At 72.8% G+C, this 14956-nt stretch carries 12 protein-coding genes; 6 read left to right on the top strand and 6 right to left on the bottom strand.

Translation table 11 applies throughout. The features are described from left to right. Positions 1-189 precede the first annotated feature (189 nt). Positions 190-1437 carry an MFS transporter gene (locus ACZBH1_RS09835; RefSeq protein WP_452324723.1) on the top strand — a complete coding sequence of 416 codons (1248 nt, stop codon included), beginning with the start codon at positions 190-192 and terminating at the stop codon, positions 1435-1437. A 4-nt stretch (positions 1438-1441) separates the two neighbouring features. On the opposite strand, the gene ACZBH1_RS09830 is transcribed toward ACZBH1_RS09835, so the two are convergent. Then, positions 1442-2470: a potassium channel family protein gene (locus ACZBH1_RS09830; protein ID WP_378883758.1), complete on the bottom strand. Its 1029-nt coding sequence runs from the start codon at positions 2468-2470 to the stop codon at positions 1442-1444. 261 nt (positions 2471-2731) lie between these two features. Between ACZBH1_RS09830 and ACZBH1_RS09825 the strand changes: the two genes are divergently transcribed. From ACZBH1_RS09825 to ACZBH1_RS09815, 3 genes are all read left to right on the top strand, one after another. Continuing rightward, on the top strand, positions 2732-3817 hold the full coding sequence (locus tag ACZBH1_RS09825) for a DNA polymerase IV (protein ID WP_463646270.1): 1086 nt from the start codon (positions 2732-2734) through the stop codon (positions 3815-3817). A 91-nt stretch (positions 3818-3908) separates the two neighbouring features. After that, complete coding sequence (locus ACZBH1_RS09820; protein ID WP_463646269.1) at positions 3909-5591, top strand: CHAT domain-containing protein; 1683 nt, start codon at positions 3909-3911, stop codon at positions 5589-5591. Between the two features lie 52 nt (positions 5592-5643). Then, entirely contained in the window at positions 5644-6558 is a 915-nt protein-coding gene (locus tag ACZBH1_RS09815; protein ID WP_378883783.1) for a helix-turn-helix transcriptional regulator, read from the top strand. On the opposite strand, the gene ACZBH1_RS09810 is transcribed toward ACZBH1_RS09815, so the two are convergent. The 4 genes from ACZBH1_RS09810 to ACZBH1_RS09795 form a co-directional block, all read right to left on the bottom strand. Beyond that, positions 6545-6919: a DUF2255 family protein gene (locus ACZBH1_RS09810; protein ID WP_463646268.1), complete on the bottom strand. Its 375-nt coding sequence runs from the start codon at positions 6917-6919 to the stop codon at positions 6545-6547. The genes ACZBH1_RS09815 and ACZBH1_RS09810 overlap by 14 nt on opposite strands. 61 nt (positions 6920-6980) lie before the next feature. Next, positions 6981-7961 carry an aldo/keto reductase gene (locus tag ACZBH1_RS09805; protein ID WP_463646267.1) on the bottom strand — a complete coding sequence of 327 codons (981 nt, stop codon included), beginning with the start codon at positions 7959-7961 and terminating at the stop codon, positions 6981-6983. A 114-nt stretch (positions 7962-8075) separates the two neighbouring features. Beyond that, positions 8076-9713 carry an FAD-dependent oxidoreductase gene (locus ACZBH1_RS09800; protein WP_463646266.1) on the bottom strand — a complete coding sequence of 546 codons (1638 nt, stop codon included), beginning with the start codon at positions 9711-9713 and terminating at the stop codon, positions 8076-8078. Between the two features lie 34 nt (positions 9714-9747). Continuing rightward, positions 9748-10092 carry a UBP-type zinc finger domain-containing protein gene (locus ACZBH1_RS09795; protein WP_336394655.1) on the bottom strand — a complete coding sequence of 115 codons (345 nt, stop codon included), beginning with the start codon at positions 10090-10092 and terminating at the stop codon, positions 9748-9750. Between the two features lie 127 nt (positions 10093-10219). Here ACZBH1_RS09795 and ACZBH1_RS09790 point away from each other — a divergent pair, with 127 nt between their 5' ends. Then, on the top strand, positions 10220-12322 hold the full coding sequence (locus ACZBH1_RS09790; RefSeq protein ID WP_463646265.1) for a penicillin acylase family protein: 2103 nt from the start codon (positions 10220-10222) through the stop codon (positions 12320-12322). A gap of 25 nt (positions 12323-12347) precedes the next feature. Here the strand turns inward: ACZBH1_RS09790 and ACZBH1_RS09785 are convergent, their stop codons facing one another. Next, the gene (locus tag ACZBH1_RS09785) at positions 12348-13568 is read right to left on the bottom strand and encodes an ROK family protein (RefSeq protein WP_463646264.1); all 1221 of its coding nucleotides are present in this window, start codon (positions 13566-13568) and stop codon (positions 12348-12350) included. Positions 13569-13682: 114 nt separating this feature from the next. Between ACZBH1_RS09785 and ACZBH1_RS09780 the strand changes: the two genes are divergently transcribed. After that, on the top strand, positions 13683-14951 hold the full coding sequence (locus ACZBH1_RS09780; protein ID WP_442928095.1) for an ABC transporter substrate-binding protein: 1269 nt from the start codon (positions 13683-13685) through the stop codon (positions 14949-14951). Positions 14952-14956: the final 5 nt, after the last annotated feature.

Below are 14956 nucleotides of genomic sequence, written 5' to 3'. Positions count from 1 at the left end.
CGCCCCGAACGTCCGCAGCGCGCCCCAAACCCGGAGAAGTGAGGCAGCGAGCCCGGTCAGGGGCCGCCCAGGTAGCCGACGGTAGACTGGCCGTGCCATTTCGATGTGCATCTACCTGCCCGCGCGACCTCCGCGCCGGGCAAGGCGGCACGATGCGCCGCCGCAGGCGGCTTCCGAGCCTGGAGAAAGATGCACACGACCCTCGTCGAGACCGATACGTCCGCCCGCGCGGCCGTGCGCCGTCCGAGCCTCATCCGCGAGGCCGGCTACGCCTATTTCCCGGTGGCCCTGGTCGCGCGCCTCCCCTTCGCCATGATGGTGGTCGGCATCCTCACCCTCGTCGTGTCCGCGCGCGGGTCGCTGGCCCTCGGCGGCGTGACCAGCGCCATGACCGGTCTCGGCACCGCACTCGTCGGGCCGCTCCTCGGGGCCGCCGCCGACCGGTTCGGCCAGCGCCGGGTGCTGCTGGTCGCCGGGACGGTGAACAGCGTCCTGCTCGTCACGATGGCGGGGCTCGCCTTCACGCCGGTTCCGGATGCCGCGCTCCTCGCGGTCGCGTTCTTCATCGGCGCGTCGATGCCCCAGGTCGCACCGCTGTCGCGGAGCCGCCTCGTGGCGATCATCGGGAGGGTCTATCCGCGCGACCGGCGCACGACCGTCGTCAACGGCGCCATGGCGTACGAATCCGCGGCCGACGAGATCGTGTTCGTGTTCGGCCCGGTGATCGTGGGCCTGCTCGCGACGACCATGACGCCGGCCGCCCCGGTCATCGGCGCCGCGGTGCTCGCACTGGTGTTCGTGACCGCGTTCGCGCTGCACCCGACCGCGGCGGCGGGCCCGGCGCGCGGCGCCGCCGATCGCCCGGCGCAGGCTCCGGTCCGGGATCTCGTCCGCGTCCGGGTGCTCGCGCCCGTGGGGGGCGCCCTGGGGATGGGCCTCTTCTTCGGGGCGATGCTGACGTCCCTCACCGCCTTCATGGCCGAGCGCGGCGTGCCCGAGCAGGCCGGGCTCGTGTACGGCGCGATGGGGATCGGATCCGCGGCGCTCGCTCTGGGCGTCGCGCTCTTCCCCGCGCGGTTCTCGCTCTCCGCCCGCTGGCTGACGTTCGCGGCGGTCCTCGTCGCCGGCGCGCTCGCGCTGCCCCTCGTCGACTCGGTCACGGGGATGGCGCTGTGCCTCCTCGTCATCGGCGTGGGGATCGGGCCCACCCTCGTCACGCAGTACAGCCTCGCCGCCGCGTTCAGCCCGCTCGGCCGGTCGGCGACCGTCATGACGATGCTCGGCTCGGGTGTCGTGGTCGGCCAGTCCGCGGCATCCGCCGTCACCGGAATCGTCGCCGACGCCCTCGGAGCCTCCGTCGCCCTCCTCGCGCCGGCCGTCGCCGCCGCCGTCGTGCTCGGCGCCGGCGTCGTGAACGCGGCCGCCGCGCGCCGGTGACGTCTTAGCGCGGCGACTCGGCGAGGATGCGCCGGATCTCGGCCATCGCCTGCTCGGACTGCGCCAGCAGCGCGCGGACTCGTTCGGCCGCATCGCCGGCCACCGCACCACCGCCGGCCGTGGCCGACTCCGCGAGCGCCGGGTGGGTCGTCGTCGCAGGCATCCCCGCGCTCGCCTCCGCACCGGCGTCGACCGCACCGGCCACCGCACCGGCGGCGACCCCCTTCGCCGCGTGCGTCGCCAGCGCAGGCTCCGCCGTGTCCGGCCCTGCGTCCGCCTCGACGAGCGCCTCGGCCTCCGCATCCGCGTCTGCGTTCTCGTTGGCCGCCTTGCGGGGCCCGAGGAAGAGGTTCGCGAGATAGCCCGTGAACGTGCCGAAGATCCCCACCCCGACGACGATGACCAGGGTCCCGATCAGGCGGCCGGCGTTGGTCACCGGGAACTGGTCGCCGTAGCCGACCGTGGAGATGGTCACGAGGGTGTACCAGAGCGCGTCCGAGGCGGATGTGATGTTGGCGCCCTCGGCGTTCTCCTCCACGGCGAGCACCGAGATGCTCCCGAACTGGAGCACCAGGACACCCATGAGGAGCAGGGTCATCAGCGCGCTGTTCGCGCGATCCTTGATGAGGGTGCTCCACACCGTCCGCGGCCCGAGTTCGCGCAGGAGGCGGAAGACGCGCAGCAGCCGGAACAGCCGAAGGATCTTGAACTGCGGGAACGGAAGGCTCGCGAGCAGGTCGGCCCAGCCGAATCCGCGGAAGAAGTAGCGGCCGGCGGACGGCGCCGTGGCGATCCGGTAGATGAAGTCGCCGAGGAAGATCGCGCTGAACACCGCGTTCATCACCGACAGCACCAGCTCGAGCGCCGAGTCGCCGGCCACGAGATACACCAGCAGCAGGTTCACGATCGACAGGATCGACAGCGCGCCGATGAAGATCTCGTACGCGGTGTTCTTCAGCTCGGCGCGTGCCGCCGCGCGTGCCTGCGCGCGGGCACGGGACCGCTCGCGGATCTGTGAGAGAGGCCGGGCCATGACGACTCCTCGAATCGGGTCATGCCGGACGCGTTCCGGCTGAGCCTCATTGTCCTCTCTCCCGCCCGCGGGGAGCGACGATCACGCCCGGGCACGTGCGGACAGCGTGGCAGGATCCGCACCTCGGCGGCCTAGTAGTCCTCGGGAGCCAGGTCGCCCTGTCCGCTCTCGCCGAGCTCGGCGATCTCGGGCGACAGGTCCTGCGTCTCGGGCTGGCGCCGCCTAGTCTCGTCTCATGCGCGGGTCTGCGGAGGCGGGGTCATGAGCGACGGCGCGAGGGGCGGTCGTTGGGTGCTGCACGTCGACCTCGATCAGTTCATCGCCGCCGTCGAAGTGCTGCGCAACCCCGCCCTGGCGGGCAAGCCCGTGATCGTCGGCGGTCGCGGAGACCCCGCCGAGCGGGCGGTGGTGTCGACGGCGTCGTACGAGGCGCGGCAGTACGGGGTCGGATCCGGGATGCCGCTGCGCATCGCCGCCCGCAAGGTGCCGGACGCGGTCATCCTGCCCGTCGATGCCCCAGCCTACCTGGCAGCGTCCGACGAGGTGATGGCGACGCTCCGCGAACAACCCGGCGCGGTGGTGCAGGTGCTCGGCTGGGATGAGGCGTTCATGGGGGTCACGACGACCGACCCCGAGGCCTATGCACGACGGGTGCAGGCGGCGGTGCTCGATCGCACCCGACTGCACTGCAGCGTCGGCATCGGCGACACCCTGGTGCGGGCCAAGAACGCGACCGACTTCGGCAAGCCGCGGGGCGTCTTCCGGCTCACGGCGGAGAACTGGCTCGAGGTCATGGGCGACAAGCCGACGGCCGCACTATGGGGCGTCGGCTCGAAGGTGTCGAAGCGGCTCGCGCTCCTGGGCGTGACGACGGTCCGCCAGCTCGCCGGCGCGGACCCCGGCGCGCTGGCGGGCGAGTTCGGGCCGAAGATGGGCCCGTGGTACCGGCAGCTGGGTCGCGGTGACGGCTCAGCGGTGGTGGACGACACCCCCTGGGTGGCGCGCGGACACAGCAAGGAGACGACCTTCCAGGTCGATATCGTCGACCCGCAGGAGATCGAGGATGCCGCACGCCGGCTGCTGGATCAGGTGCTCGACGAGGTGGCGGGCGACGACCGACCCGTCGTCGGCCTCGGGCTCAAGGTGCGCTATGCGCCCTTCCTGACGAAGACGTTCACGAAGAAGATCCCCACCACGTCCGACCGGGCGGTCGTCGTGGAGCGGGCGCTCGAGCTCGTGGCGAAGATCGAGCCCGGGCGCCCTATCCGCCTGCTGGGTCTGCGGGCCGAGATGGCGATGCCCGACGACGCGCGCGAAGGCCGCACCCCGACGCGCAGCGGGTGGTGACGACGCCCGCGGCCGCGGTGTGAGGCCCTCTGGTGCCGACCCCGCCGAGGGTGCATCATTCGGGTATCCGCCCCACGGACGGGGAGAGACGATGACCGCGTCGCGCCTGACGTTCGACGACCTCGAGCTGCGCTTCGACCGCGAGCAGGAGGGGACCTACCGCGTCGTCGTGACCTCGAGCGACGGCCCCGCCACCACGGGCACCTTCTCGCGCCCCTTCACCGACGAGGAGCTTCACGCCTTCGTGCAGCGCGTCGGCCTCGTCCGCAGCCGAAGCGCGAACCCCGACCGGGACGAAGAGATGCGGGCGTTCGGGGCACGGCTCTTCGACGCCGTGATGACCGACCGCGTCGGCGCGCTCTACGAGGCGGCCCAGTCGCGGGCGGATGCGAAGGATGACCGAGGGATGCGGCTGACCCTGCGCCTCTCGGGCGCCCCCGAGCTCATGCGGCTTCCGTGGGAGCTGATGTACCGGCATCCGCGTTTCATCGCGCAGTCGGAGCGGACCCCTCTCGTGCGCACCCTCGATCTGCCGTCGGCGCACAAGCCTCCCCCGCTCACCGGACCGCTGCGGATCCTCGGGATCATCAGCCACCCCTCCGGCTACGCGCAGCTCGACTCCGAACGCGAGCGCCGCAACCTCGAGGAGGCGCTCGGGCCGCTGCTGCGGAGCGGCCGGGCAGAGCTGACCTGGCTGGAACGGGCGACGATCGCCGAGCTGGAGCAGCGGATCGCCCAGCCCGACGAGGTCCACGTGCTGCACTACATCGGGCACGGGGCGTACGACGAGAAGACCGACGCCGGCATCCTCGTGCTCGAGACGCCGCAGGGACGTGCGGACGACGTCAGCGGCCAGCGACTCGGAACGATGCTCCAGGACGAGCGGAGCCTTCGACTCGTCGTCCTCAATTCCTGCGAGGGCGCCCGCACCTCGATCGTCGACCCGTTCTCAGGAGTCGCGACGCGCCTGCTGGAGTTCGACATCCCCGCTGTCGTCGGCATGCAGTTCGAGATCACGGACGCGGCTGCCATCGCGTTCAGCCGGAGCCTTTACACGGGAATCGCCAACGGCGCCTCGATCGACGCCGCGATCGGCCCGGCGCGCCGGGCGATCGACGCCGCCGCCAGCAGCTCCGAGATCGGCACACCCGTGCTGTTCCTCCGAAGCAAGGAGACGCGCCTGTTCGACGGCGCCGCCCCTGTCGGGAAGGAGACCGGACACGACGTCCCGCCTGCACCCTCCCCGCCGGACCCACGCCCGGACGGCGGCGGCGCCGGCTCCGGCCGCTCCGGCTCCGGCGGCGGCTCGCCTCCGCACGAGGTCACTCCCCCGGCGCCGTCGCCGCCGGTCGTCCGCCCGTCCCCTGACGGCGGCGGCACGAGCCAACCCGTACCGGGCGCGGTCCGTGCGCTCTGGGCCCTCATCGCCGTGCTGGCGGTGGGCGTGTTCGCGTTCTTCGCCTCGCTCGTCGCGCAGAACGTCTTCGGGGTGGACGTCCCGTGGATCCCGGGCACCGGCAGTTCGCAGGTCACGCCGTCGGACGACGCGCCGCCCGATCAGGCTCCCACGGAGGGCACGGTCCCCGACGTCGCCGGGTCGGCGGTCGACTTCGCCATGTCCGCGCTGCGTGACGCCGGGTTCGACAACGTGGCCGTCGAATACGTCGACTCGGCGCAGACCGGCAACACCGTGGTCGCGACCGACCCGCCGGCCGGCACGACCCTCGGCTTCGACCAGCTGATCACGGTGCAGATCTCGAACGGCTTCGGCTGACGGGCACTGCCAGAGCCTGTCACCGCCGTGCGCCGCCCCGTAGCGTGGAGGTATGGCTGACATCCGTGCGGAGGTGAAGGAGTTCCTGAGCTCGCGTCGCGCGCGGCTGACGCCCGAGCAGGCGGGCCTGCCGGCCTACGGCGGCAACCGGCGGGTCGCGGGCCTTCGCCGCGAAGAGGTGGCGATGCTCGCCGGCGTCTCGGTCGACTACTACGTGCGCCTCGAGCGCGGCAACCTCGCGGGTGCCTCGGAAGGCGTGCTGGACGCCGTGGCGCGCACCCTCCAGCTCGACGAGGCGGAGCGGCAGCACCTGTTCGATCTCGCGCGCGCCGCCGGGCCCGCCCGCAGGTCGGCCCGCCGCGCGCCGTCGGTCGTACGGCCCGCCGTGCGACAGGTGCTCGACGCGTTCACCGAGGCACCGGCGTGGGTGCGCAACGGCCGGCACGACATCCTCGCCGCCAATCTCCTGGCCCGCGCGCTGTACTCACCCGTCTTCGACGATCCACGCCGGCCGGTGAACACCACGCGCTTCGCGTACCTCAATCCGGCGGCCCGTGACTTCTGGCGCGACTACGACCAGATCACGCACGACTCCGCGGCGATGCTCCGCATGGAGGCCGGTCGCAGCCCGCACGACCCCGAACTCATCCGGCTGGTCGGAGAGCTCTCGACGCAGAGCGAGCTCTTCCGCGAGCGCTGGGCGTCCCGCGACGTGAAGTTCCACCGCAGCGGCCTCAAGCGGCTGCACCATCCGGTGGTCGGGGATCTCGATCTGAACTACGAATCCATGGAGCTCCCCAGCGAGCCCGGGCTGGTGCTGAACGTGTACACCGCCCCGGCCGACTCGCCCTCCGCGGACGCCCTGAAGCTCCTCGCGTCCTGGGCCGCCACGCAGGCCGCCGAATTCGCCGCAGCCGATGCGACCGCCGCCGGAGCGGATGCCCCCGGGAGCGTCAGAGGGGCATGACCACCAGCGTCGTGGCCGCGGCATCCGGTCCGGTGATCGGCCGGACGTACGCGACGCCGTAGCGGTCGTACTTCGCGTGGAGCGCGGCATCGAGTTCGGCGCTCACCGCGGGGTCGGCGAGCGAGAACGTCACGTCCTTCTCCACGCCGCCCGCCGCCACCCGCCCGACGCCCGCGCGCAGCGCGCGTCGGAACCAGCCGTTCCCGGGGCCGTGGGCGGACCGCACGTAGAGCGCGTCGCCGACGGCTGCGTGCCAGATCGTCACCGGCGGCCGCAGCGACCCGTCCGGCCGGCGCGACGAGATGCGCAGCTCGGTGGCGCCGCCGATGCGGCGGAGATCCGCGGCATCCCACGCCGTCACGATGCGTCCTCGGCTGTCGGTGTCTGTGTGCCCGCGCTCATGTGTCTCGCTTCCGTTCCCCTCAGAGTCCGACCATAGCCATGCCGGCGTCGTCGTAGCGGTTGCCCGCGACGGCTGCGGCGAGCGCGTCGAGGGTCGAGATGTCGTCCGCCGACAGCGCGACGGCGGTCGCCCCGGCGTTCTCGTCGACGCGCTCGCGCCGGCGTGTGCCGGGGATCGGGACGATGGACGGATGCCGCGACAGCAGCCAGGCGAGAGCCACCTGGCCGGGCGTCGCCCCGCGCGCCGCGGCGACCCCGCGCACCCCGTCGACGACGGCCTGGTTGGCGCGGAGGTTGTCGGGCTGGAAGCGCGGCACCCGGCCGCGGATCTCGTCGGCGCCGAACGTCGCGTCCGCCCCGACGTCGCCGGTGAGGAAGCCCTTGCCGAGCGGGCTGAAGGGCACGAAGCCGATGCCGAGCTCGACGCACGCCGGCAGCACCTCGGCCTCGGGGTCGCGGGTCCACAGCGAGTACTCGCTCTGGACGGCGGTGACCGCGAACACCGCGTGCGCGCGCCGGATGGTCGCAGCGCCGGCTTCGGAGAGGCCGAAGTGCTTCACCTTGCCCGCTGCGACCAGCTCGCCGACCGCGCCGGCGACGTCCTCGATGGGCACGTCGGGGTCGACGCGGTGCTGGTAGAAGAGATCGATCGCCTCGACGCCGAGCCGCTGCAGCGATGCGTCGGCGACGCGGCGGATCTGCTCGGGCCGCGAGTCGGTGCCGACCATCCTGCCGTCGACGATGTCCCACCCGAACTTCGTCGCGACGACGACCTGCTCGCGGATGGGCGCGATCGCCTCACCGACCAGCACCTCGTTGTCGTAGGGTCCGTAGACCTCGGCGGTGTCGATGAAGGTGACGCCGTGATCCACTGCGTGGCGGAGGACCCCGATCATGTCGTCGCGGTCGCCGGGGTTCGGGCCGTAGCTCATCGACATGCCCATGGCGCCGATGCCGACCGCCGAGACCTCCAGGCCCTGGCCGAGCTTCCTGGTGTGCATGAATCCTCCTCGTGCCGCGGAGCGCTCGCCGGCGGCATCCTCCATCCCACTCCGTTCAGCCTGCCCCGGGGAGTCCCTCGCGTGACAGGTACCGCGAGAACCCCTCGCGCGGGCTCAGCGCAGGTCCGCGAGCGCCCGGTGCACGGACGCGACGGCGCTGGATCCCTCGCCGACCGCGGCGGCCACGCGCTTCATCGATCCGCGGCGGACGTCGCCGGCGGCGAACACGCGCGGAACGGACGTCTCGAACGGCAGCGGTTCGCGGCCGAGGCCCTGCCAGCGTTCGAGGGACTGCACCGACACGTCGGTGCCGGTGCGGAGGAATCCGTCGGCGTCGCGGTCGAGGTCCGCGAGCCACGACGTCGCCGGCTCGGCGCCGATGAAGCAGAACAGTCCCCTCGCCTCGACGTCGCCGATGGAGTCGATGCGCACGCGCTCGAGAGACGACGAGCCGTCGAGCCCGACGACCCGCGACCGGGTGTGCACGTCGACCCGTGGCTCCTCGAGGAGCCGGTCCACCAGGTACGACGACATGCGCGTGCCGAGGTCCGACCCCCGCACCACGAGATGCACCGGGCAGCCGTTGGCGGCGAGGTAGAGCGACGCCTGGCCGGCGGAGTTCGCGCCGCCGACCACCACGACGGGCGACTCGAACACCTGGCGCAGCTCGAGCGGAGTCGCGGCGTAGTAGATGCCCGCGCCCTCGAACTCGCTCCAGCGGTCGAGGTCGAGCGTGCGATACGCCGCGCCCGACGTGACGATCGCAGTACGGGCGCGGATGACCCGGCCGTCGGTGAGGGTGATGTCGAGGTCGTCCCCCGCAGGGCGGAGGTCGACGGCCTCGCACGGCGCGTACACGCGGACGCCGAACTTCAGCGCCTGGAGGGACGCCTGACCGATGAGGTCGCCGCCGCTCACGCCGAACGGGAACCCGAGGAAGTTCTCGATACGCGAGGTCGCCGCCGCCTGGCCGCCGGGGGCGACGGCGTCCAGCAGCACGGTGCTGAGGCCCTCGGATGCCCCGTAGATGGCCGCGGCCAGGCCCGCCGGCCCGCCGCCGATCACCACCAGGTCGACGACCTCGTCGGCGCGGGCCTGATAGCTGAGCCCGAGGCGCTCGGCGACGGCGCCCGGAGTGGCCCGCGCCATCGGCTCGCCCTGGATGAAGGCCACCGGGAGGTCGTCGAGCGTGATGCCGTGCTCGCCGAGCGGTCCGAGGTCGCCGGGCGGCAGCTCGATCGCGGTATGGACGAGGTCCACGCGCTCGGCGAACCGGCGAAGCGTCATGAACTCTCGCGACGAGCGGGGGCCGACGAGCTTCAGCGTGAGGGCCGCCGGCCCGCGACGCAGCATCTCGCGCCGCGCCCACAGCGCGTGCAGCACGATGTCGCACAGCTCGTCGTCCTCGGCCATCAGCAGGCGCAGCCGGGCGCGGCTGACCCGCAGCATCCGTCCCGTGACCGACGCCCGCGCCGACAGGAACGCGCCCTGGCCGTTGAGCAGCCCCAGCTCGCCGACGAAGCTGCGCGGCCCCATCCGGCCGATCGGCGTCTCGCCGACCCACCCGAAGGAGACGCGCACGAGCTCGATCTCGCCGGAGTCGACGAGGATCAGGTCGTAGTCGAGGTCGCCCGCCTCGAACAGGTACTCGCCCTCGGCGACCTCCTGCGGCTCGCCGAACGCGAGCAGACGGCTCCACTGCGCATCGGTGAGGGGCGGCTTCATCATCCGCTCGAGATCGGCCTGCGTCATGCTCGAACCACCCATGGAATGAACCCCTCGATCGTCAGTGGATCAGCGTGCGCCAGTCGGCCGGCACCCTGCCCGCCGGTCCGGGCGTCGGCTGGGTCAGCGGGCGAGCCTCGGGCGGGGCGAGCGGGGGCCCGTCGACGTAGTCCCCGGCGACATAGTCCCAGAACCAGCTCTCCCCCGGCTCGAAGCTGCGGACATAGCGGTGCCCGGTGGAACGGAAGTGCGCCGTCGCGTGCTGCGCCGGCGAGGTGTCGCAGCATCGGATCCCGCCGCACACCGCGCACCGCCGCAGGTGCACCCACCAGCCGCCGACGGCGTCGCAGTCGGCGCAGCCCTCGCCCGAGGGCGCACGGGTGGGGTCGATCTCGTCCAGGCTCATACGCCTTGCTCTCCTCACGCACGTTCCGTCGGTGCCGATGCTAACGCGCCCCAGCGGCGCCGCGCCCCTGCGAGAGAGATCGGCCCGCGAGGGCCGAGGACCTCCGCGGCTGTGCGAGTCTGACGTGATGGCAGAGGTCTTCCGCGACGCCCTCGGCATCCCCCACATCCGCGCGCGCGACGTCGGCGACCTGGCCGAGGCCCAGGGCGAGGTGACCGCGCGCGACCGCGGTTGGCAGATCGAGGTGGCGCGTCTGCGCGCGTCCGGCAGGATGTCCGAGCTGATCGGGGAGGCGGGGATCGCGTGGGACGTGTTCGCGCGGCGTGCGCGCCTGGACGACACCGCCCGCCGCGCGTACGCGCGGCTCGATCCCGACAGCGCCGAGTTCGTCCGCCGGTACGCCTCCGGCGTCCGGCGCGGGATGGCGACGACGGGCGGTGCGGCGGCCGAGTTCCGCAGCCTCGACGAGGCGTTCACCGACGCCCGCCCCCTCGAGCCGTGGGAGGACCACGATCCGCTCGGCGTGCTGCACGCCGCTCATGCGCTGTTCTCGCCGCTGCCGGTGCTGCTGTCGCGCGAGCACGTCGCGGCGACCCTCGGAGAGGAGTGGGTCGATGTCTTCGCCGGCTACGGAGACCTCGGCGAGGAGGCGGTGCCCACCTCGGGAAGCAATGCGTGGGCGCTCCACGGCGCGAGGACCGGCAGCGGGATGCCGCTCCTCGCCGGCGACCCGCACCGCACGTTCGAGCTGCCCGGCGTGTACCAGCAGGTGCGGCTCGCCTGCGACGAGTTCGACGTCGTCGGCCTGACCTTCCCCGGAGTGCCGGGCGTGCAGCACTTCGGCCACACCGGCGACGCCGCCTGGGGCGTGACCAACGCGATGGCCCACAGCGTGGACGTGTTCCGCGAACATCTGCGCCGGACGGCGGACGGCTGGGAGTCGCTCGGCCCGGACGGCTGGCGCACGGCGGACGTGCAGCGTTCGCTCGTGCGGGTGCGCGGCGGCGCCGACGTCGAGGTCGAGGCGATCGAGACGGAGCGCGGCACGATCGTGTCGGACGTGTGCGAGCGCGACGGCGAGCTCGTCGGATGGAGTGTGCACATGCCCGCGCGGGCGGGTGCAGACGTCGGCGCCTCGGCGCTGCTCCGCCTCCTGCGCTCCCGCAGCGCGGACGACGTGATGGCCGCCTTCTCGTCGTGGGTCGACCCGGTGAACCGGGTCCTCGCTGCCGACCGGACGGGGACGGTGCTGTCCGCCACGGTCGGCGTGACCCCCGACCGGGCGCGCGGCGAGCGGCGCCGCGCGCTCGACGGCGCCACCGCCCGTCCGGCGCCGAACCGGCCGCCGGCCCCGGTGGTGCGCGTGACCGACAGCGCGGTCGACGCCAACGAACGCCCCGCCCGCTCCGACGTCGACCTGGGGTGGGCGTACCCGCCGCCGCATCGGGCGTCGCGCATCCGGCGACTCCTGGAGGAGCGGCGGCCGCGCACGGCGGACGAGTTCGCAGCGGTCTGGGGCGACACCGCGGGCGGCTCGCTGGCGGCCGCGCTCCTGGCCGCGTTCCGTCCGCCCGACCTCTCGCCCCGCGCGTCGGCGGCGCTCGAGATGTTGCGGGCATGGGACGGGCGGATGGATGCCTCCTCCGTCCCCGCCGGCCGGTACGCGGCCTGGCGCGCCGGCGTCGCACGCCGCGTCGCGGCGCATTCCGCGCTGGCGGCGCTCCGCGCGCCGCACCCGTTCGGCCGCGTGTTCGACGCGTGGATCGGTCGGGACGTCCAGGTCGCCGCCGCGCTGCCGCGACTGCTCGACCACCCCGCCCTCGCCGGTGAGATGCCGGGGATCGTGACCGAGGCGTGGGAGGAGGCATCCGTCGCCCCGGCATGGGGCGAGCCGCACCGACTTCTCCCGGCGCACGTGCTCTCCGCCGTTCCCGGCGTCGACGCCCCGGATGCGGGGCTCGCAGTGGAGCTTTCGGGGGACGCGGAGACGGTGCGGTGCACGGGGTCGACGCCGGGCGTGACCCATCGCGGCTGGCGCGGCTCGGTGGCGCGATGGGCCTGGGACCTCGCGGACCGGGAGCGGAGCCTGTGGAGCGTGCCGTTCGGCGCGTCGGGAGACCCGCAGTCCCCGCACTACGCCGACCAGCTGCCGGGCTGGGCCGCCGTGCAGCCTGCGCGCGTCGTCACCGACTGGTCGCGCCTGACGCCCGACGCGGCGACCGGAGCGTGAAGCGCCGCGGCGGGCGGCTGACCGGTCAGGCCGCCGCCACCGCGAACGCGGGAAGGTCGAGGGCTCGCTCGCGCGCCGATTCGACGGCGGCGCGGACCGCTCCCAGCGACACGATGTCCGCGCCCAGCGTCGACGCGACGATCTCGGGGACCGGCAGGTCGAGCTCTCGGGGCAGCGCGGCGCGGGCGGCCTCGATCACCGGCGCCGCCCCCGCCGCGACCGCCCCGGAGACGATGATGCGACGCGAGTCGAAGAAGCTGCCGAGCACGCCGGCCACGACGGCGAGCGTCTCGCCCACCTGACGGGCGACGGCGAGCGCCGCGTCGTCACCCTCCGCGGCGAGCGCGAGCACCGTCTTGCCGTCGATCCTGTCGTCCGGCAGCTTCCGCAGCTCGCTCGTGGCGGTCACCGAGCCGTCGGCCAGCGCACGCCGGGCCAGGTCGGCCGCGCGATAGCCGAGACCCCACGCGCCCTCGACGCCGGCGACATGATCGAACGCCACCATCTCGGCCGCCCCGCCGTGCGCACCGCGGAGCGGCCGGCCGTCCACCCAGACACCGGCACCGAGACGCTCGCCGGCAAGGAGCGTGACGAAGTCGTCGTACCCGACCGCCGCACCCACCGCGCGCTCGGCCACCGCGGCGAGGGACGCGTCGTTCTCCACGCGCACGAGCGGAGCCCACGCACCGAAGAGGCCGGCGAAGTCGGGGTTCATGCGCCGCCAGAAGTCGTCCCGATGCGGCGGTGAGGCGCCGTCGCGATCCACCGGCGCCGGCACGCCCACGCACAGGGCTGCGACGGCGGATCGCCCCATCCCCGCCGCCGCCAGCGCCTCGTCCACGACGCGCGCGGCGTCGCGCCGCCGGCCGTCGGGCGAGTCCTCGTCCGGACCCACCTCGAGACGGCGCACCGTATGCGCTTCCCCGCGCAGGTCGGCCACGGTCGCCGTGAGGTGGGCGCGTCCCGCGTCCACGCCGATGACGCACCCAGCGTCGCTGCGGAACGCGAACCGCCTGGCTGGCCGCCCCTTCCGGTAGTCCCCCGCCGCGCGCGCATTGGGGAGCTCGGCCAGCAGCCCGCGCTCCACGAGCTCGCCGATGACGTCGATGGCGGTCGACCGGGTCAGGCCGACGCTCTCGATCACGTCCGAGGCGGTGAACGCCTCGGCATCCCAGGCGAACCCGAGCACCGCGTCGAGGCTCGCGCGGCGGAGCGTCGTGGCAGTCAGCAGCGGTTGTGACGTCAAGGGGTTGACCTTTCGCGGGTTCCTTCTGCATTATGGTCCACAACAACTTGATTCGATGCCTAAATCTACTCATCGAAGCAAAGTGGCTCCGACCTCACGGAAAAGGACAACGTCGTGCCTGCAGCATCCGTCACCGTCCGCCGCGCCTGCGCGGCCGTCGCCGCCCTCGCGCTCCTCGGCACGTCGCTGGCCGCGTGCGCCGGCGCGTCGTCCGGCCCCGCCGAGGTGCGCTTCCACCTCAGCAAGCCCGAGGCGATCCCCTACTTCCGCGATCTGATCAAGGAGTACAACGCCGGCCAGGACGAGGTCGAAGTCGTCTTCGACACCTCCTCCAACCTGCAGGCGGGATTCCTCCGCGGGAACCCGCCCGACCTCGGCCTGCTGAACTACAACATGGAGATGGCCCGCTTCATGGAGCGGGGCGCGCTCAGCGACCTCGGCGACATGCCGGAGGCGGATCGGATCCTCCCCGAGGTGCAGGACCTGGTCGACCAGTACGCCACCTACCCTGGTCGCACCAGCGTCCTGCCGTACTCCGTGATGGCGGCATCCGTCATCTACAACAAGCGCATCTTCGAGGAGCAGGGGCTCGAAGTGCCCACCACGTGGGACGAGCTCATCGCCGTCTGCGACGCCCTCCAGGCGGCCGGCATCACACCGTTCTACGCCACCTTCAAGGATCCGTGGACCGTCGGTCAGGGGTGGTTCGACTACACGGTGGGCGGCGAGATCGACGTGGCCGAGTTCTACGAGCAGATGAACGAGCTCGGCACCGAGGTCGGCCCCGACTCCCCGGTGTCGTTCCAGAAGACGATGCTGGACCCGGTCGACCGGATGGTGCAGCTCACCGAGAACTACACGAACGAGGATGCCGCCAGCCGCGGGTACGGCGACGGCAACCTCGCCTTCGCCAAGGAGGAGGCCGCGATGTACCTGCAGGGGCCGTGGGCGTTCGGTGAGATCGACAAGACCAACCCCGATCTGGATCTCGGCACCTTCCCGCTGCCGATGACCGACGACCCCGCCGACAACAAGGTCCGCGTCAACATCGACCTCGCCGCGTGGATCCCCGAGGCGTCCGACCAGAAGGAGGGGGCGCGGGACTTCCTGAGCTACCTCTTCCAGAAGGAGGTCATGGACGAGTACAACGCGGCCTTCCTCGGCTACGGCACCACGACCGACTCCGCCCCCGTCACCGACGAGCGCATCCTCGGGATGAAGGAGTACTACGACGCCGCGCAGTTCTACCAGGGCGCCTCGAAGGCGATCCCGCTGACCATCCCCACCGACAACTACATGCAGGGCATCGTGACCGGCGCCGACCCCGAGCGCACGCTCGCGAGGCTCGACGCCGACTGGGCCCGACTGGCGCTGCGCCAATAGCGCGA

It is taken from the genome of Microbacterium sp. ZXT2-5, assembly GCF_055329545.1.
Note: the sequence above shows the minus strand (reverse complement) of the source record. Positions and strands in the feature narration are given on the sequence as shown.